Origin of the sequence: Shewanella sp. MBTL60-007, assembly GCF_019654915.1 — a bacterium.
In the GTDB taxonomy this organism is placed as follows: domain Bacteria; phylum Pseudomonadota; class Gammaproteobacteria; order Enterobacterales; family Shewanellaceae; genus Shewanella.
In genome coordinates this window covers 1-19,540 of the sequence record NZ_BPET01000037.1, presented here as the reverse complement: position 1 = coordinate 19,540, position 19,540 = coordinate 1, and the positions used below count along the sequence as shown (strand labels likewise).

General features: G+C 43.8%; 13 protein-coding genes and 6 tRNA genes. 3 read left to right on the top strand and 16 right to left on the bottom strand.

Annotated features, from left to right (window positions below; all coding sequences use genetic code 11):
• Positions 1-17: 17 nt before the first annotated feature.
• The gene (locus K5Q92_RS14640; protein ID WP_220769728.1) at positions 18-3,446 is read right to left on the bottom strand and encodes a PAS domain-containing hybrid sensor histidine kinase/response regulator; all 3,429 of its coding nucleotides are present in this window, start codon (positions 3,444-3,446) and stop codon (positions 18-20) included.
• A 174-nt stretch (positions 3,447-3,620) separates the two neighbouring features.
• Between K5Q92_RS14640 and acs the strand changes: the two genes are divergently transcribed.
• The 3 genes from acs (at position 3,621) to K5Q92_RS14625 (ending at position 7,850) form a co-directional block, all read left to right on the top strand.
• Entirely contained in the window at positions 3,621-5,573 is a 1,953-nt protein-coding gene (gene acs / locus K5Q92_RS14635; RefSeq protein WP_220769727.1) for an acetate--CoA ligase, read from the top strand.
• Between the two features lie 181 nt (positions 5,574-5,754).
• Positions 5,755-7,506 (top strand): DEAD/DEAH box helicase, encoded by a 1,752-nt coding sequence (locus tag K5Q92_RS14630; protein WP_220769726.1) that lies wholly within the window; start codon positions 5,755-5,757, stop codon positions 7,504-7,506.
• 77 nt (positions 7,507-7,583) lie between these two features.
• On the top strand, positions 7,584-7,850 hold the full coding sequence (locus K5Q92_RS14625; protein ID WP_220769725.1) for a GrxA family glutaredoxin: 267 nt from the start codon (positions 7,584-7,586) through the stop codon (positions 7,848-7,850).
• Positions 7,851-7,915: 65 nt separating this feature from the next.
• On the opposite strand, the gene K5Q92_RS14620 is transcribed toward K5Q92_RS14625, so the two are convergent.
• The 15 genes from K5Q92_RS14620 to K5Q92_RS14550 form a co-directional block, all read right to left on the bottom strand.
• On the bottom strand, positions 7,916-9,076 hold the full coding sequence (locus K5Q92_RS14620) for a DcaP family trimeric outer membrane transporter (RefSeq protein WP_220769724.1): 1,161 nt from the start codon (positions 9,074-9,076) through the stop codon (positions 7,916-7,918).
• Positions 9,077-10,785: 1,709 nt separating this feature from the next.
• A tRNA-Lys gene (locus K5Q92_RS14615) sits at positions 10,786-10,861 on the bottom strand.
• A 173-nt stretch (positions 10,862-11,034) separates the two neighbouring features.
• A tRNA-Lys gene (locus K5Q92_RS14610) sits at positions 11,035-11,110 on the bottom strand.
• Between the two features lie 42 nt (positions 11,111-11,152).
• Positions 11,153-11,228: transfer RNA gene (locus tag K5Q92_RS14605), tRNA-Lys, on the bottom strand.
• A 42-nt stretch (positions 11,229-11,270) separates the two neighbouring features.
• Positions 11,271-11,346 (bottom strand) — tRNA-Lys (locus K5Q92_RS14600).
• A 42-nt stretch (positions 11,347-11,388) separates the two neighbouring features.
• Positions 11,389-11,464 (bottom strand) — tRNA-Lys (locus tag K5Q92_RS14595).
• A 42-nt stretch (positions 11,465-11,506) separates the two neighbouring features.
• Positions 11,507-11,582: transfer RNA gene (locus K5Q92_RS14590), tRNA-Lys, on the bottom strand.
• Between the two features lie 194 nt (positions 11,583-11,776).
• Positions 11,777-12,502, bottom strand: a complete 726-nt coding sequence (ybgF, locus tag K5Q92_RS14585; RefSeq protein WP_220769723.1) for a tol-pal system protein YbgF — start codon at positions 12,500-12,502, stop codon at positions 11,777-11,779.
• A 24-nt stretch (positions 12,503-12,526) separates the two neighbouring features.
• A complete protein-coding gene (gene pal, locus K5Q92_RS14580) occupies positions 12,527-13,066 on the bottom strand; it encodes a peptidoglycan-associated lipoprotein Pal (RefSeq protein WP_220769722.1) in 540 nt (179 codons plus the stop codon).
• Positions 13,067-13,090: 24 nt separating this feature from the next.
• Positions 13,091-14,410, bottom strand: a complete 1,320-nt coding sequence (gene tolB, locus K5Q92_RS14575; RefSeq protein ID WP_220769721.1) for a Tol-Pal system beta propeller repeat protein TolB — start codon at positions 14,408-14,410, stop codon at positions 13,091-13,093.
• A gap of 9 nt (positions 14,411-14,419) precedes the next feature.
• Positions 14,420-15,355, bottom strand: a complete 936-nt coding sequence (gene tolA, locus K5Q92_RS14570) for a cell envelope integrity protein TolA (RefSeq protein ID WP_220769720.1) — start codon at positions 15,353-15,355, stop codon at positions 14,420-14,422.
• Positions 15,356-15,793: a protein TolR gene (gene tolR / locus K5Q92_RS14565; protein ID WP_220769719.1), complete on the bottom strand. Its 438-nt coding sequence runs from the start codon at positions 15,791-15,793 to the stop codon at positions 15,356-15,358.
• Positions 15,793-16,482: a protein TolQ gene (gene tolQ / locus K5Q92_RS14560; protein WP_220769718.1), complete on the bottom strand. Its 690-nt coding sequence runs from the start codon at positions 16,480-16,482 to the stop codon at positions 15,793-15,795. Before tolQ ends, tolR begins: the two co-directional genes overlap by 1 nt.
• Positions 16,472-16,870, bottom strand: a complete 399-nt coding sequence (gene ybgC, locus K5Q92_RS14555) for a tol-pal system-associated acyl-CoA thioesterase (RefSeq protein WP_220769717.1) — start codon at positions 16,868-16,870, stop codon at positions 16,472-16,474. The genes tolQ and ybgC overlap by 11 nt, the downstream gene beginning before the upstream one ends.
• Before the next feature lie 239 nt (positions 16,871-17,109).
• Positions 17,110-19,266: a prolyl oligopeptidase family protein gene (locus tag K5Q92_RS14550; RefSeq protein WP_220769716.1), complete on the bottom strand. Its 2,157-nt coding sequence runs from the start codon at positions 19,264-19,266 to the stop codon at positions 17,110-17,112.
• Positions 19,267-19,540 lie beyond the last annotated feature (274 nt).

Here is a 19,540-nt window from a genome sequence, read left to right as displayed (position 1 = left end):
TCGTAATCACACACTCTTTAACCTTTTCTCACCAAACTTGAGATTAATGCCCTTAATGCGGCAGGTTTCACCATCTTAGCCATATAGTGATATCCACGGCGCTGCATATCGTCAATCAACTCTTTCTGTGTATTGGCGGTGATCAAAATACCAGGCAAGTGCTCTCCGTATAGGCTGCGGATCCCATCCATCGCATCAACGCCATTTTGGCCATTATCCAAATGGTAATCGGCGAGAACGATATCTGGTGCAACCCCTTTCAATCCGAGCTTTATACGCGCATCAGCTAGATCATTTGCACAAATCACCTCACACTGCCAACGGCTCAATAAACTCTCAAGCCCTGCTAAAATGGCCTCTTCATTATCGATACACAGAACCTTTACTCCTGCCAGTGGCTGTAATAGTGAAGGAGCCTTCTTAGGCTTAGGTGCAGTATTCTTTTTACCAATGGGCACTCGTATTGAAAATATCGAACCTTTTCCAAGCTCTGAACTCACATTGATCTCGTGGGATAACACCCGACTAATTCTATCGGCAATCGCCAAGCCAAGCCCCAAACCGCTCACACTTTTACTCTGTGGGTTATCAAGTCTCTTAAACTCTTTAAAAATTTCCGTTGTTTCACTCTCATCGATACCGCAGCCTGTATCTATCACCTGTATTTCAAGATCTTCGCCACGCCGACGACAACCTAACAGGACTCTATTGCCTTTAGCATATCGATAGGCATTGGTCAGGAAGTTTTGTAATACACGTCGCAGTAGACTCGGATCTGAGTTGATGGTTACCGAACTAGAAACAAAACTGAATTTAATCAAACAATCCTTGGACATAGCATCAAACTCAACGGCTAAGCCATCGATTAAATCGGCAATGGCAAAATCACGCCGATTAACTTCCACCATATCGGAATCAAGCTTAGAGATATCAAGTAAGTCGGTAAGTAACTCTCCCGCGATTTTCAGCGAGCTATTGACATGGTTAAGAGTCGTTTTTCCCTCCTGATCCAGATTTGGGTACTGAGATAAAGAGGCGGTAAACAGCCTAGCCGCATTTAAAGGTTGCATTAGATCATGACCCACTGCTGCCAAGAATCGACTTTTAGAAGCATTAGCGTTTTCTTCTTGGGCCTTTGCCTCTAAAAGTTGGCTGTTGAGCATAGATAGCTCATAAGTACGCTCTTTAACTCTGGCTTCTAATGTCTCATTGGCTTGCTGCAGTGCCTTCGCTTGCTGACGATACTGAGTAATATCGGTAAAGGTCATTACAAAACCACCGCTAGGCATAGGGTTACCTTGAATTTTGATCACCTTGCCATCTTTACGTTGTCGCTCAGATACATGAGGCGTGCCATTACGCATATGCTGTACCCGCTTTTCGACTTGCTCCTCTACCTTACCCTCTCCACAAAAACCACGGCTAGCATTAAAACGCACCACATCGCTGATAGGCATTCCAGCCTGAAGGAAGTTTTCTGGGTAGTCATATAGCTCAGCATATTTATAGTTCCATGCGACGAGGTTTAGATCTTTATCGACCACACTCATGCCTTCATAGGCATGCTCAATCGCGCCACGCAACATATCTTGACTTAAGATAATCTTCGATGAGGCTTCATCGACTAGACTGAACACTTCATCTAGGGCCAAATCACGCCCCTGGAGTACGGAATCTAGAACGAGAGAGGCGCTAGATGCGCCCAAGACGCCAGCTAACATATGTTCGGTATGAGCGATAAGCTCTGCCGATGCAGCCTTATGCCAACTATCACTTTTGACTGCTTCTTCGGAAAACGCAGAAAAACTTTCATAAGCTCGTGTTGGGCTAACAAAGCGACTGGCTAAAATAAGTAAATCCTGTTGTGAAACAGGCGCACTTTTACGATTGGTATCTTTTTTTAGTTGACCTGGCGTCACAAAAGCACTCGCTTGCATACGCTCGGCAACTCCTGCTCTAAACCAAACTGAGCCCAACATATAGCAAGCACAATTTGCCAACAACGCAATTAAAATGTCGCGCACATTAGGAGTAATTGAATCAAGCAGTGCAAATTCTGTGGTAACAATTGCAGGAGAATTGACAGCCCCCTGCAACAAAATATAACACCACAAACTAAAGCCAACACCAAGACCCAAAAATACGCCACCTCGATTGCCATGCTTCCAATACATACCACCTATCAGCGCTGGAGCAAGCTGTGCAAAGGCACCAAAAGACAACATTCCTAACGATGACAAGGAATCGTTATCCATAAAGGAAAGATAACTGAAATAACCAAAGCCCAGAATTAATATAATCGCTAGACGCCGCGCATTTAATAGTAGCTGTGAAAACTGGCTAAAATTTTTCTCTTTAATTTGCCCTGTGCGCAACATCAATGGCACCAGCCATTCATTACTCACCATGACACTAATGGTCACCACCGCGACTATAACCATGCCAGTTGCCGCCGAAAGTGTACCTAAGAGCGCGACAACGGCAAGCCAAGGCTGATTAAGCGCGAGTGGCAAGTTAATCACATAAGTGTCAGCGGCCACAGCATCGCCCAGCAATAACTTGCCAGCCAGAGCCAAAGGAGCGACAAATATGCCAAACAACAGCAGATAGAGAGGAAATAACCAACGCGCCTTTAAGATGGTTTTCTCATTCTCACACTCCACCATCATCACGTGAAACTGACGTGGCATACACAAAAAAGCAGCCATTCCCACTAATAGTTCTGGCATCAGCGATTCAATACGGATATTAGGGGCATTAATTAACTCTCGCTCGTTGGCCTGTTGCCAAATATCAGCAAAGCCATCAAACACAGCAAAACTAATCACGATTCCTACAAGTAAGAATGCCCCAAGTTTTACAAGCGACTCAAAGGCAATAGCCAGCATCATCCCAGGATTATGCTCGGTCGCATCAAGCTTACGAGTACCAAATAGAATGGCAAACACTGCCAAGATAGCTGTAATAATCAGAGAGACAACCGCACCATCAAACAAGGCACCATCGGGTTGGAAAAGGTTAAGACTAAACACCATGGCTTTCAACTGCAGTGCGATATAAGGCATGATCCCAAACAGGGCAATAAGCGTCACAATCGCAGCTAGAAGCTGAGACTTACCATAACGAGCAGCGATAAAGTCGGCAACAGAGGTGATATTTTGCGCTTTTGACACGATCACCATCTTGCGTAGCAAGCTAAAGCCAAGTGTAAAAATTAGGATTGGGCCGATAAAGATTGGGAGAAATGACCATAAGTCTTGCGCCGACTGACCAACGGTACCAAGAAAACTCCATGAAGAGCAGTATACGGCTAGACTCAGACCGTAGACCCAAGTCTGGATCCGCTTTGTGATCCCGCCAAACCATCGCTCCGCGCCCCAAGCGAGAAGAAACAACAGCAACACATAAACGATGGCAATGGAGCCAACCAACACGGTTAAGTTCATAGAATTCTCTTTTTTTAACCTATTTTGCGGTAAAAAACGAATGAAATCCAGCCGAATTGAAATTACAAGCAACTAAAAAATAAGGATATTTAATTACTAGACCAAGGTCTAATAGAGAAAGCCCCCTCTCCCAATCCATACTCAGCTTACGCATTATTAGATAAGGGAAGCCCAATGAGCACGCAGTCTCTCTATAAAGTACCAAGTGAAATCGCTGCAAACGCACTTGTAAACGATGAACAATATAAAAAAATGTATCAGGAGTCGATTGTAAACCCAGAAGGTTTCTGGAGAGAACACGGTAACCGTATCGACTGGATTAAACCTTTTACTAAGGTAAAGAAGACCTCTTTCGATGACCACAACCTCTTTATCAAGTGGTTCTATGACGGCACGCTCAACGCATCCGCCAACTGTTTAGATAGGCACCTTGAAAACAATGCCGACAAACTGGCCATTATCTGGGAAGGCGATGATGCAAACGATCAACGCACACTGACCTACGGCGAATTGCACACTGAAGTATGTAAGTTCGCTAATGCGCTGCGCAGTCAGGGCGTACGCCGTGGCGATGTAGTCACTATTTACATGCCTATGGTACCTGAAGCTGCTATTGCCATGCTTGCCTGTGCTCGTATCGGTGCTATCCATTCAGTTGTTTTTGGTGGCTTTTCACCTGATTCTATCGCCTCTCGTGTTATCGACGGTAATTCACGAGTCGTTATCACTGCTGATGAAGGCATACGCGGTGGCCGGATCATTCCATTAAAAGCCAATATCGACGAAGCCCTTTCGCATCCAGATGTTAACTGCATCGAAAAGGTTATTGTGATGAAGCGAACCGGCGGCGATATCAACTGGGTTGAAGGTCGTGATATCTGGTGGGAATCATTAATGGAGACTGCATCAGAGCACTGTATTGCCGAAGAGATGGGGGCGGAAGATCCACTGTTCCTTCTCTATACCTCAGGCTCTACAGGTAACCCTAAGGGTGTGTTACACACCACAGGTGGTTACATGGTTTATGCCGCTATGACCCATGAGTATGTGTTCGACTATAAAGAAAATGAAGTTTATTGGTGTACAGCGGATGTCGGTTGGATCACTGGTCACTCTTACATGGTTTATGGGCCTTTAGCCAACGGCGCGACTGTGCTTATCCATGAAGGCGTACCGAACTATCCAAGTCCAGCGCGTTTGGGGGAGATGATTGACCGCCATAAAGTCAATATCCTTTATACGGCACCTACGCTTATTCGCGCCTTAATGGCTGAAGGTAAAGACCAGTTTGCAGGCTTTGACGGTAGCTCATTGCGTATTATGGGCTCGGTGGGTGAACCAATTAATCCTGAAGCATGGCGCTGGTACAACGATGTTATCGGCCATGAAAAGTGCCCTATTGTTGATACTTGGTGGCAAACAGAAACTGGCGGCATCTTGATCAGCCCGCTGCCGGGTGCCACTGATACCAAACCAGGCTCAGCAACTCGCCCATTCTTTGGGGTCCAACCCGCCCTTGTCGACAACATGGGTAATATCGTCGAAGGCGCTAACGAAGGAAACTTAGTTATCCTCGATTCTTGGCCGGGACAGATGCGCACCGTATTTGGCGATCACGATCGCTTTGTATTGACTTACTTTAAAACCTTTAGAGGCATGTATTTTACTGGCGACGGCGCTAAACGTGATGACGATGGTTATTACTGGATCACCGGTCGCGTCGATGACGTGATTAACGTATCAGGTCACCGCTTAGGTACAGCTGAAGTCGAAAGTGCATTGGTTGCTCATGAGCTTGTCGCCGAAGCAGCAGTAGTAGGTTACCCACATGACATTAAGGGACAAGGGATCTACGCCTATGTAACCTTAACCAAAGGCACCGTTGAAACCGAAGAGTTGCGTCAAGAGCTGCGTCAGTGGGTTAGAAAAGAGATTGGTGCGCTAGCAACGCCAGATCTTATTCAATGGGCTGGCGGGCTACCAAAGACTCGTTCAGGCAAGATCATGCGACGCTTCCTTCGCAAGATTGCGGCTAATGAGGTGACCAATTTAGGCGACTCATCGACACTAGCAGATCCTGCCGTTATCGATACATTGATTGAGACCCGTCTAAACCGCAGTGAATAAACACTCTGCCTGTTAACAATTTCTATTGTTCGACTCCCTAGCCCCTCATTGAGGGGCTTTTTTTTGCCCCCTTTTCACCTTAAAAGCAACAATATTAAGATCTGCCAAAATTTTACTTATCGCATTGAAACAAATATGGGATCATTTCGGCAATAACACCGCTTTTAATTGAGTTCATTTAGTGCAACTGAGAGATTACCAACAGCAGTCTGTAGACGCGGCCATTAGCCATTTTAAAGCAAGTTCTGACTCTGCGGTTCTCGTGCTACCAACGGGTGCAGGAAAGAGTATTGTCATCGCCGAGCTTGCACGAATAGCGAAAGGCCGTGTACTCATTCTCACCCACGTAAAAGAACTCGTTGCGCAAAATGCCGAAAAGGTCGGTTTACTTACCACAAAGGCAGAGATTTATTCGGCAGGCCTCAACCAAAAATCCACAGACGGTAAAACCGTGGTTGCCAGCATTCAGTCTGCAACAAAACAACCCGGGCAATTCGATGAACCTTATAGCTTAGTGATTATTGACGAGTGTCACCGTGTTAGTCCGGATAAAGATAGTCAGTATCAACAACTGCTCACCCACCTTAAATCAAAAAACAGTAAGCTCAGGTTGCTAGGCTTAACAGCGACCCCTTACCGCTTAGATTTAGGCTGGATCTATCGCCACCACTATCACGGCAAGATTGGCAACACCGAAAGGCCTGTTTTTGAGAAGTGTATATTCGAGCTGCCGATGCGCCCATTAATTAAGCGAGGATTCTTAAGTCAACCCAAGATGTTTGACGGACTTAGCGCCCAATATGATTTTAGTGAGCTAACCGCGTCAACCACTGGCGAGTACAATGAAAAAGAGATTAACTCTATTCTCAATCATTGTGGCCGCGCAACCACAGCTATTGTGAAGCAATTAGTCGCACTTGGAGAACATCGTCAGGGTGTTATTATTTTCGCGGCCACGGTCAAGCACGCCGAAGAGATTGTCACTAAACTTGCGGGTGAAGCCGTAGCGCTCATTACAGCAAAAACGTCTCGCGATGACAGAGACTCCTTAATCGATGCCTTCAAAGCAAAACAAATTAAGTACCTAGTTAACGTCGCAGTATTAACCACAGGTTTTGATGCCCCCCATGTGGATCTTATCGCCATATTGCGCCCTACAGCCTCTGTCAGCTTATTTCAGCAAATGGTAGGACGAGGGCTAAGAATCGATAAAAATAAGGCTGAATGTCTTGTCATTGATTATGCCGCCAACGGCTATGATCTGTTTTACCCTGAAGTTGGCCAACCTAAACCCAATAGCAAGTGTAAACCTGTGCAAGTTCACTGCCCTGTATGCGATTTCGCCAATATCTTCTGGGGACTCACCGATAATGATGGCGATATTATTGAGCACTTTGGCCGCCGATGTCAGGCACTAGTAGAAAGAGATGGACACAAGGAACAATGTGATTTTCGCTTCCGATCTAAAGCTTGCCCTAATTGCGGTGAAGAAAATGATATTGCAGCCAAAGTCTGTCACCATTGCCAATCTATTTTAGTCGACCCAGATAAACGTTTAAAAGAAGTTCTACAGCAAAAGCATCACCACCTGTTTAAGTGCCAGAGTATGCTCCTAGAAGCGCAAGAGGCTCGCTTAACCGTGCGTTATATCGATCTAGATGGCAACGACTTCTGCCGCTATTTTAAGATGCAAACACCAGCACAGATCCGCGCAGTATTTGCGCTATTTGTGTTTCCCCATAGCCGTATTCCAGGAATAAAACATAAAAAATATAAAGCACCACAACAACTCTGTGATGACGCCCCTCTGTTCAGGAAACCAGATTTATTGCTACTGAAGAAAGGAAAAAAAGGCTGGGAGCTGATGGAAACCATTTTTGATTACAAAGGACGTTACCAAACCGAAAACTCTCATTTTCAGTTAAACGATTAACATGACCTCTAATATCGATTAGAACTATTGCAATAGCTATGATATAAAGTGCACAAGCTAAATTTGAGGAAGTTATTATGTTTGTAGTTATTTTCGGTCGTCCAGGTTGTCCTTATTGTGTGCGCGCAGTACAAGTTGCTGAGCAACTAACTGAAAAACGTGATGACTTTAAATTCAAATACGTGGACATTCACGCTGAAGGGATCAGCAAGGCGGATCTTGAAAAAACCGTGGGCAAACCAGTTGAAACAGTCCCACAAATCTTTGTCGACAAAGAACATGTTGGCGGATGCACTGAGTTTGAGCAGTATGTAAGAGATAACGAATTAATGCCTGCAGCCTAATCATAAGTTGCAAGCATATATAAAGAAGGAGGCTAATGCCTCCTTCTTTATTGACCTCTGCTCAGTTAAAGAACGTACTTCATCGAAAATATCACTCGATTTAACTCACCATCCATTCCATTTTCTTTCGTGTTTTTTGCATACATATACTCTACACCGACCGTTAATGGCTTAACTGGTGAGTAAAGTAAGTTAATATAACCTGAATAGGAGTCTTTGTTGACATTATTACCAATCAGGTCAATGTTGTTCTCAGCCTTGAAGCCAGAGCCTGTGATACTCGTTCTCCACTTATCATTCCACCAATGACGGTAAGAGATAAAGCCACCATAAGACTCGATAGTCTCAATATCTCCGTTAGCATCGAGTACACCTGCATTCACATAATTAAGTGCCATGTAACGTCCTAGGCCTTCACCGTAGGTCGCAGACATTTTAATATCGTCCCGCCCTACAGGAATGACACCAGTAAAGCTCACACCATAGCCAAGCTCAGAAGCATCGATAGGGTTCGCTGTATCCTTATCCATTTCAACATTCAACTGGCGCGCAATACCTGCAAACGTAAACGCCATTCCACCCTCAGTCTTCATGTTATAGCGAGCAACAAAGTCTGGTACCATACCACTGCCACTCGTAATACGACTTCCGGTTGGATCTCGATAACCGTTGACCGTTGTTTCAGGGTTCTCAACTGAGAACTGGAAGCCACCATTGGTGTAACGCACCATGGTTTGACGCACAAAAGGAGTACCATCTGCCGCCCCAACAAAATCTAAGTTCTCAGGTAACGCACCAGGATTTTGGAATGTTGTCCACATTTGACCCGCAGCCCAATTATCGAAGCTGACAAATGCCTGACGAATACGTGGAGAATAACTATTCGACACGCGTTCATTACCATCGGTATGGGTCATAAAATCAAGTTCAATAAAACCAGTAAGTTTGTGCCCATCAAGATCGGTTGACGTTTTAAAATTAAAACGTGACTCTCTCGCGTGAAAGTCAACAACCTGCTTACCATTGCTCGCATCACCGTATATCGTGCCTGGCACATAGAATTGGCGAGATAGACTACCTGAACCCGGTGCACCGTTGCTGTAGTCACTGAACATCACGTCGGCCTTAACATATCCACCAAACTTAAACTCCGTATCAGCTTGAGCACTAAAACTCATCGCTGCAATTGTTGCAGCAACCAATACTGTTAATTTTGTTTGTTTCATTCCCATTCTCCCAGATACTTTTATTATCCCTTCAAAATATGACCGAGTTAACAACTCTACAACATTAGCAATAGGTCTATCAGACCAAGGTAGAACACCCAATACTAATTAACCATATCCGCATTTAACGAATCAAATACTAGTCAATAATCATGCAAAGTGTTAATTTTCTAAAAGACAATTAGTTAAGTTGAAATTTATACTGCTAGATATCCGAGGTTTGGAATAAGTTAAGAAAAGAAGCTGAGGCAGTAACAGTAGACTAATAACCACATTTAACACCTAGTTATCGGTAAGACATTATAATATTAAAAACAAATAGTTACGACGATATTGTGATTTTGAGAGGGTTGTCGTATCAAGCAGCTAACCATCCACCTTATAGCAATAATGATATCTGAGTTATCTAAATCAAGCTCCCCAGCTAACTCGTTAAAAGAAGTTCATTAGAGAGAATTTAAAATCTCTTGAAGCCTATCCAATAGAATTTTTGCCGCTAAGAATCCACCTATGTATATATAAACTCGCTGCAGGACGAAGCAACAGGGTAACGACTGGATTAACAGGATAAGGGATTAAACGTTTTAACTATGAATTAGCGGTTCATGAAGGCCACAAACTTTCTAGCAATTGGTAATTTAGCCTAATGCAACCACACTACCTTTTTAAACTAACGTGACTGAATCTGTATTTAATTTATTATCGATTACCTGTTACCGAAATGGCTTACTAAAAGTCTGTTAGAAACTAAATTGAGTATAAAAAATGATGGATTGTGAAGGATTCGAACCTTCGACCAATGTGGGGTTAAGAGTAAAGCCAACTGCATGATCTATAACAAACGCGACTGAATGACTAACGTATTAAGTTAACCGGATACTTTTGAGATAAGTGAGAGTATTTCAAGGAATGAATAAGAAGTGGTGGGTCGTGAAGGATTCGAACCTTCGACCAATGTGGGGTTAAGAGTAAAGCCAACTGCATGGCCTATAACAAACGCGACTGAATGACTAATGTATTAAGTTAACCGGATATTTTCGAGATGAGTGAGAGTATTTCAAGGATTGAATAAGAAGTGGTGGGTCGTGAAGGATTCGAACCTTCGACCAATGTGGATGTTAAGAGTAAAGCCAACTGCATGATCTATAACAAACGCGACTGAATGACTAACGTATTAAGTTAACCGGATACTTTTGAGATAAGTGAGGGAGTATTTCAAGAATAGAACAAGAAGTGGTGGGTCGTGAAGGATTCGAACCTTCGAGCAATGTGGATGTTAAGAGTAAAGCCAACTGCATGATCTATAACAAACGCGCCTGAACTGACTAATGAATGTAAGTTAACCGAATATTTTTGAGATGAGTGAGGGAGTGTTTCAAGAATAGAACAAGAAGTGGTGGGTCGTGAAGGATTCGAACCTTCGACCAATGTGGGGTTAAGAGTAAAGCCAACTGCATGGCCTATAACAAACGCGACTGAATGACTAACGTATTAAGTTAACCGGATACTGTAGAGATGAGTGGGAGTATTTCAAGGATTGAATAAGAAGTGGTGGGTCGTGAAGGATTCGAACCTTCGACCAATGTGGATGTTAAGAGTAAAGCCAACTGCATGATCTATAACAAACGCGACTGAACTGACTAATGAATGTAAGTTAACCGAATATTTTTGAGATAAGTGAGGGAGTGTTTCAAGAATAGAACAAGAAGTGGTGGGTCGTGAAGGATTCGAACCTTCGACCAATTGGTTAAAAGCCAACTGCTCTACCGACTGAGCTAACGACCCATCTGGTTTTGCTTCTACTTGTTTAGCCACTAACAGAAAAGTGGTGGTTCGTTAAAGATCCTAACCATTCGAATGATTGGTTAAAGCCAACTGCCCTATCTTTGATAAAGAATCGACTGAGCTAACGACCCATCTGGTTTTGCTTTCTACTTGTTTAACCACTGGCAGAAAAGTGGTGGGTCGTGAAGGATTCGAACCTTCGACCAATTGGTTAAAAGCCAACTGCTCTACCGACTGAGCTAACGACCCATCTGGTTTTGCTTTCTACTTGTTTAACCACTGGCAGAAAAGTGGTGGGTCGTGAAGGATTCGAACCTTCGACCAATTGGTTAAAAGCCAACTGCTCTACCGACTGAGCTAACGACCCATCTGGTTTTGCTTTCTACTTGTTTAACCACTGGCAGAAAAGTGGTGGGTCGTGAAGGATTCGAACCTTCGACCAATTGGTTAAAAGCCAACTGCTCTACCGACTGAGCTAACGACCCATCTGGTTTTGCTTTCTACTTGTTTAACCACTGGCAGAAAAGTGGTGGGTCGTGAAGGATTCGAACCTTCGACCAATTGGTTAAAAGCCAACTGCTCTACCGACTGAGCTAACGACCCATCTGGTTTTGCTTTCTACTTGTTTAACCACTGGCAGAAAAGTGGTGGGTCGTGAAGGATTCGAACCTTCGACCAATTGGTTAAAAGCCAACTGCTCTACCGACTGAGCTAACGACCCATCTGGTATAACTTGTATCTTTAACTCACCAGTTAGTCATACTAACTTTGTGGGTTAAGATACCCTCAAGCGACTCTCTCGCTCCGAGGGCGCCTATAATACCTTTTTCATCTTCGCATGCAAGCGCAAATTTCCCATTTCTCCTCGTTTGCATGAAAAACAATCTAAGGTTTTGTTTTCTGAATAAATGAGCATCAAAGTGCTGAAAGTTGCTGCAATGCAATTCGGGCTGCAGCGCTGTTAGCATATTCCTGAGTAACTTTTTGATAATAAGCTTTGGCTTTTGCTTTATCTCCGGTCTTTTCTGCAATCATGCCAAGCTTGACTAAACTTTCTCCACGCTTGCCAGAATCCTTGTATTTTTCAACAACAGTAGTAAAAGCTTTCGTCGCGCCAGCGAACTCATTCTTATTATAAAGTAACTGTCCTAACCAATAATTTGCATTTGGAGCATAGCTTGAGTTGGGGTAACGCTCAATAAATTGCGCAAACGCTGGAATAGCAGCTTCGTACTTCTTCTCTTTTAAGACTAAATTGACCGCTTGCTCATAGCTTGCAGTTTCACCTAGACTAGATGACGTTGCAGGGCTTGCACTCGTCGTATCGACAACAACGGCAGCTGCAGATTTTGAAGAAAGGTTAGCGATATCTTCATATAATTGACGTTGTCTTTGTAACATCTGTTCAATTTGATAAGACTGCTGCTCACTTAGGCCGCGTAAATCCAACACTTCCTGTTGAAGTGTTTCTAAACGCTGCTGCATTTGAAACTCAGTTTGTTGTTTAGCTTTAATAACTCGTTCTAAACGAGCAACTCTATCATCGGTAGAGCCACCAGCAATATCCTCAACCGGAGCAGGCGCTGCATAAGCAGAACCTGCAACTAGGATGATTGCCGCTGATAATACGGCATGTTTCATAAGGTAAACCTTTTACCTGTAAAATTAATAAACAAGTACTGCACGACGGTTTTTCGCAAAACCTTCATCCGAGCGAGAGAAATCCATCGGCTTCTCTTCACCATAACTCACAATACTCATTTGGCTTGGCTGAACACCCATGCCTTGCAAATATTTAGCAACAGCTTTAGCACGACGCTCACCTAGTGCGATATTATATTCTGGGGTGCCGCGTTCATCCGCATGGCCTTCAATCATCACTCGTACATTTGGATGCTCTACCAAGTAATCGCCATGTGCATTCAATACCTCAGCAAACTGCTGAGAAACTGAACTGCGGTCAAAGTCAAAATAGATTATGTGCTCTTTTCTCAACTCTTGGTACTTAAGGCGCTGCTGTTCTTCTGGAGTCAATACAGGTGCAACTCCACCAGTTTCAACACCATTGTTAGCATATTCACTCGATGAAGAAGACTCAGTTGAGCTTGTTGCATCAGTTTCTGACTCAGAAGTAGAGCTACATGCACTGATAGCCATAATAGGAAGTACGACTAACATGGCTTTAAATAGCTTATTCAGATCCATTTTTTAAATCCTTAATCTTTATAGTTAGAGAAATGGTGACCAAGACGGTGATTTAACTTCACCCTGACCGACTGGCAATCTTGCTTTAAAACGTCCATCCATAGAAACTGCCGCCAGCACTTGTTTGCCTTGGTAAGTTGTTCCATAAATAACCATGGTGCCATTTGGCGCCACGCTTGGTGATTCATCTAGACGAGTGCTAGTTAACACTTGCATGAATCGAGTTTCTAAATCCATACGAGCGATATTAAATTTACCATTAGTACGGTTTACAAAAATAATGCTGCGGCCATCCGGTGAAATCGAGCCACCTAGGTTCCACTCACCTTCAAACGTTAAACGAGAAATCTTACCCGAATCTAAGAAAACCCGATACAGTTGCGGACGCCCACCACGTTCAGAAGTAATAAGTAGTGATTTTCCATCAGGGAACCAAGACGGCTCAGTATCAATCGCGTAATGATTGGTCACTCGCTTAAGTGCCTTTGTTGCAATGTCGACCACATATACTTCAGGCTGGCCATCTTTTGAAAGTGTTAATGCCAGTTTCTTACCATCAGGTGAAAAAACGGGTGCGCCATTAATACCATTAAAGCTCGTCACTTTGGTTCGCTGTTGAGTGTAGATATTTTGTACAAACACCTCAGCTTTGCGGTTCTCAAAACTTACATACGCAAGACGCTGCCCGTCGGGCGACCAAGAAGGTGACATCAATGGCTCTGGAGAGCGTAACAACATCTGCTCGTTATAACCATCATAATCAGCAATCATCAACTTATAAGGAGACTTCTCTCCATGATTGACAACAACATAAGCGATACGAGTCAAGAATGCTCCACGAATACCGGTTAGCTTCTCATAAACTATATCGCTAATACGATGACCATATTGACGAAACTGTGCGGCAGTTATTACGGTTTCACGACTATCTATCACTAAGTCTTTCGCAGATAAGTCAGACTGAAGCTGCGCTTTAACTAAGTCGATCAGTTCAAAACTGACCAAATACTTATCACCACCATAAGGCTTAACAGAGCCCATTACCACGGCTTCAGCAGGCTGTGCCATCCAAGCAGAGGCATTAAACTGAGCCAAAGTACTAATGCCCCGCTGTGGCAAACTCAGTTCATCGGCAGGACTGAAGGTCCCGCTTCGCGCTAAGTCCGACATCACCACATCTGAGATCTGTGACGGCATAGGGCCTGTACCTTGCCAAACAAACGGAATAACAGCGATGGGTCTCGCCGCATCAACCCCTTCTGTGATAATAATATCTAATGCGGCCTTTACAGGCATACTGCAAATAAGTAGGCCCGTCAGCAACCACTTCCCCAAATTCTTCATAAGACTCCTTTAGTCAAACTCAGGTTGAACTGTTAAATTAATTTCTTTCAGCTTGTTATAGACATCTGGTTCACTCGAAACCGGTAACCTTCCCGCCTTATTAATCGCAGCCTTTGTGGCTCGACAAACAACACTATCGCCGTCGAGTGTTTGACTTGCAGTCACAAAACCATCATTAGCCAAGCGAATGAAGACCCTACAGCTCTTACCTCGCATCGACTCGTCAACCACTAGATTTCGCTGAATTGTCGCGCGGATCATAGAGGTATAACGCTGCACCTCCGTCATAACCTGCTTATTACGGGTTTGAGACAGTGCCGCTTGTTCAGCTGCCAGAGCCTCTTGCATCATCTGCTCTTGCTCGCGCCTTGCTTGCTCTTCCGCTTTACGTTTACGTTCTGCTTCCGCTTTGCGTTTACGCTCCTCTTCTGCTTTCTTAGCAGCCGCTTCTTCAGCTTTACGTTTCTCTTCGGCCTTTCTCGCTGCTTCTTCAGAAGCTTTACGCTCCTTCTCTTTCTGCTTTCGCTCCGCTTCTGCTTTCGCCGCTTTCTCTCTTTCCTGCTTCTGCTTCAACTGAGCAGCTTTTGCCTCATCAGCCGCACGTTTCGTTTCAATCTCTTTTTGCTTGCGTTCTTGCTCAAGTTTTTTGATTCGAGCCTGTTCGCGCTCACGCTCTTTTCGCGCTTCACGTACTTTTCTGTCGGCCTCATCTTGGCGAGCTTTCTCTTTGCGTTCAGCTTCACGTTTTTCAGCTTTTAGCTTCTCGACATGTTCAGCCACTTTTTTCTGATCGACCACGACCGCTTGAACCGCTGGCGCACTGGCTTGAGGCTGTGGTTTAGGCTTTTCAGAAAAATCCACACCTAAGGCAAGAATAACTATCACGCCAATATGAATTCCAGCTGAAATAACAACTGGAAGCGTTAAATCAGATTTAGCCGCCACTTAGTTGTCCTCCGGCGAATCTGTCATTAATCCAACCGAAGGTACGCCTGCTCCTTGCAACGTCACCATCAGTTGGATCACTTTTTCATAGGGAATGGAGCGGTCGGCTTTAACAACAACCGGACGCTCTGGCTCTAATTGAATAATCGCCCCCACACGTACAGCCACTTCATCTAACTCTAAGGCTTCTTTGCTGCTTGAGCTGCCCACATCTAAATAATACTCACCCATTGCATCAATCGATGCGACAACTGGTGGCTTACTATCGGCAGGCAGAGTCTCCGCAGCCCCTTGAGGTAGATCGACTTTCACCCCTTGAGTGACAATCGGTGCCGTTACCATAAAAATAATCAGTAGTACCAACATCACATCGATATAGGGCACCACGTTAATCTCAGCAACCGGACGACGGCGCTTCCTCTGGTAGCCTTGATGCATTATGCCTGTTCCTTCTCGCTGTAAGCTTGACGGTGCAAAATGCTTGAAAACTCTTCCATAAAGTTGGCATAAGACATTTCAATCTTTTCAACTTGTGTAGAGAAACGGTTATAAGCGATAACAGCTGGGATAGCAGCAAATAGACCCATAGCGGTTGCGATCAAAGCTTCTGCAATACCAGGTGCAACCATCGCTAGCGTGGCGTTTTCCACCGCACCTAGTGCGATAAAGGAGTTCATGATCCCCCAGACAGTACCAAATAGACCAATGTATGGACTGGTAGAGCCGATAGTCGCTAATAAAGGTAGATGAGTTTCAAGTTTTTCTAACTCACGCGACAAAGAAACACGCATCGCACGGTAACTACCATCCATAACCGCCTCAGGTACACGGCCATTTAACTTACTTAAACGCGCATACTCTTTAAAGCCGGTAACAAATAGAGATGACAGGCCTGAATTGCTGTCTTGTCTAGCTGACAATTCTTGATAAAGCTTGTTCAAGTCAACACCCGACCAAAACTTATCTTCAAACTTGAGCGCTTCTTTCTTTGCAGCTGTTAACAATCGGCGACGCTGAATAATCACCGCCCAAGAAGCAATCGACAAGCCTAATAATGTCAGCATGACTAACTTAACTAATAGGCTTGCTTGTAAAAATAATCCAATAAAAGAAATATCAGCTTCCACCTTTAAACTCCTGCGCAATATGTTGGGGAATGGCTTTGGGTCTCATACGTGATAGTGCAACACAGGCAACAACAATGTCAGCCTCACAATACACCACACCTTGTTCATCGATTAAACGTTGCTCAAATACCAATGAGGCCTTCTTAAGTTCTATGACCTTAGTTTCTACAATAAGGTTCTGTTCAAAGCGTGCAGCCTTACAAAAATCCAATTCTGCACGTTTAACTACAAACGCAGTGTCTTGGGCTAATAAGGCTGTTTGACTGATCTCCATAGCACGCAGCCACTCGGTTCGTGCGCGCTCAAAAAACTTTAAGTAATTTGAGTGATAAACAACACCACCCGCGTCTGTGTCTTCATAGTAAACCGAAATAGGCCAACGAAACATAAACAGCAACTGCCAATTGATGAGATAAAATAGAGGCCTACTATACCTAGTAGGTATGCAATTGTGAATCGCGATATGTGATAAGCAATGCGCTTCTTCATAAAATTTTGTTAATCGACTTTCATCTTAGTTGCATATATATCCAAGGCCATAATTCATGTGGAAAGCATAAGCTCAAATTAGCTAGAGAAACAAAAAAGGGAAGCCGAGGCTCCCCTTTTTAAATTGACATATTTTATTTACTCAGTAATTTTGGCCGGGATCTGTAGTCCAAAGTTATGCCATAGAAAGCTGTAGATATCGGCAAACTCATCAATCTTCATTGAAGTTGGCTTACCCGCACCATGACCCGCTTTTGACTCAATTCGCATAATTACAGGGGCATCGCCTTGCTGCTTTTCCTGCATCATGGCACCAAACTTAAAGCTATGCAGTGGCACAACACGGTCATCATGATCGGCGGTCATCACCATAGTCGCAGGATAGGCCTGAGCTTTTACATTGTGATATGGCGAATAAGCATAGAGTGCAGGGAACTGCTCGGCGTTATCAGCGCTGCCATATTCACTAGTCCATGCCCAACCGATGGTAAATTTCTGAAAGCGCAACATATCTAAAACGCCAACAGCAGGCAAAACAGCGGCAAACAACTCAGGTCGTTGCGTTAATGTTGCTCCCATTAATAAACCGCCATTACTGCGACCATAAGCTCCAAGTTTTGATGAGTTGGTATAATCTTGATCGATTAAGTATTCCGCTGCTGCATAATAGTCATCAAACACATTTTGCTTCTTATCAAACATCCCCGCTTGGTGCCAGCTTTCACCGTACTCGGCGCCACCACGTAGGTTTGGCACAGCATAGACCCCTCCCATATCCATCCATGCAATGTTGGCAGGGCTAAAACGCGGCGTCATAGAAATGGCAAAACCTCCGTAGGCATATAGCAGAGTTGGGTTTTGACCATCTTTTTTCATCCCTTTCTTATAAGAGATCATCATAGGCACTTTTGTACCATCTTTACTGGTATAGAAGACCTGTTCCGAGGTGTAATCACTTGGGTTAAATGAAACTTCAGGCTTTGAGTAAATACTCGACTCACCGGTTTTAAAGTCAAACTTATAGGTCGTTTGTGGCTGCACATAACTATTATAAACATAGTAGAAATAGTCTTTGCTGCGTTTACCGTAAGGACCTGCAATCTTGCCTTTACCTGGTAACGTCACATCTTGACGCTTATCGCCGTTCATATTGTAAATTGTCAGTTTACCTAATACATCATGCAGATAGCTCACCACAATATGATCGTTAACGATAGCGATGTTACTAATTGGATCTTTAAGCTCAGGAACAATCGTCTTCCAATTATCTTTACCACTATTATTGACATCAACCGCAATCACCTTACCGTTGGGCGCGTTATAGTCGGTTTTAAAATAAAAAACGGAGCCATCGTTGCCGATAAAATTGTACTCAGCTTCAAGGTTAGGGATTAGTTCGACCACTTGGGCTTGTGGATCAGTCAATGACTTATAAAAGAAACGGTTCCGACTGTCAGTGCCTTGAGAAATATACAGCAACAAGTAGTCACCCTTCTCCGAGACTTCGATACCAAAACCCCAATCTTTATTCTGCGGTCTTTCATAAACTAAAGTATCGTCACTCTGCGCGCTGCCGATCTTATGAAAATACACTTTTTGATTAAAGTTAACATCGGCTAGAGCGTTGCCGCCTTCCGGCGCATCATAACGTGCATAGTAGACGCCAGTGTTATCGTGATTCCAAACCGCGCTAGAGAATTTTATCCAGTCAAGCTCATCGGCTAACTTCTTACCAGTAGCGACATCGATAAAGTGCCATGCTTGCCAGTCTGAGCCTGACTTAGAGATCCCATAAGCCAAGGTTTTACCATCATCACTGACCGACACGCCTGACAAAGCCACGGTTCCATCATCAGAAAAACTATTAGGATCGAGAGCGACTCTTGCCTCACCATCGCCACTCTTAACGTAAAGCACGGATTGCGCTTGCAAGCCATCGTTACGGTAATAGAAGGTATTGTCCCCCTTCTCGAACGGTGCTGAAATTTTTTCAAAATTCCAAAGCTCAGTGATTCGATCAACAATGGCTTGCTTGTTTTCAATATTAGCCAAATAGGCATGGCCCGCTTTTTGTTGTTCACTAACCCATTTATGGGTCTGTTTGGACTCAACCTCTAGATAGCGATATGGATCAGCAACCTCTACGCCATGGATCGTTTCAACCACACCACTAGCATTACTCGTAACGGCAGCCGCAGATTCTTCTACCTTTGGTTGTGACTGGCAACCCGCCACAGCTAAGCCTAAGCCAATGGCTAACAAATGCTTTTTAGTTAGTATTGAATGAATTCGCATTTTTTATCCCTGATTAATTGACTCTTCGAATTTAGTGAGCCTTCTGTTTTTATCGTTAGTTTTTATAATTAGATAATCTTATTTTTAATTGTTTTAACACTAACACCTTCTTCACAGGGCACTATACAAACTAAAAAAAAACATCGCAAAGTTTGTTTCAAAATTGTTTTTGCTAAATAGACTTAGCAACTGTTAATAATTTAGCAACATAGATAAATTAAATATCATGCAAAACTCAACACAAAACGTGACTCTCCCCGCAATATTAGGGGGT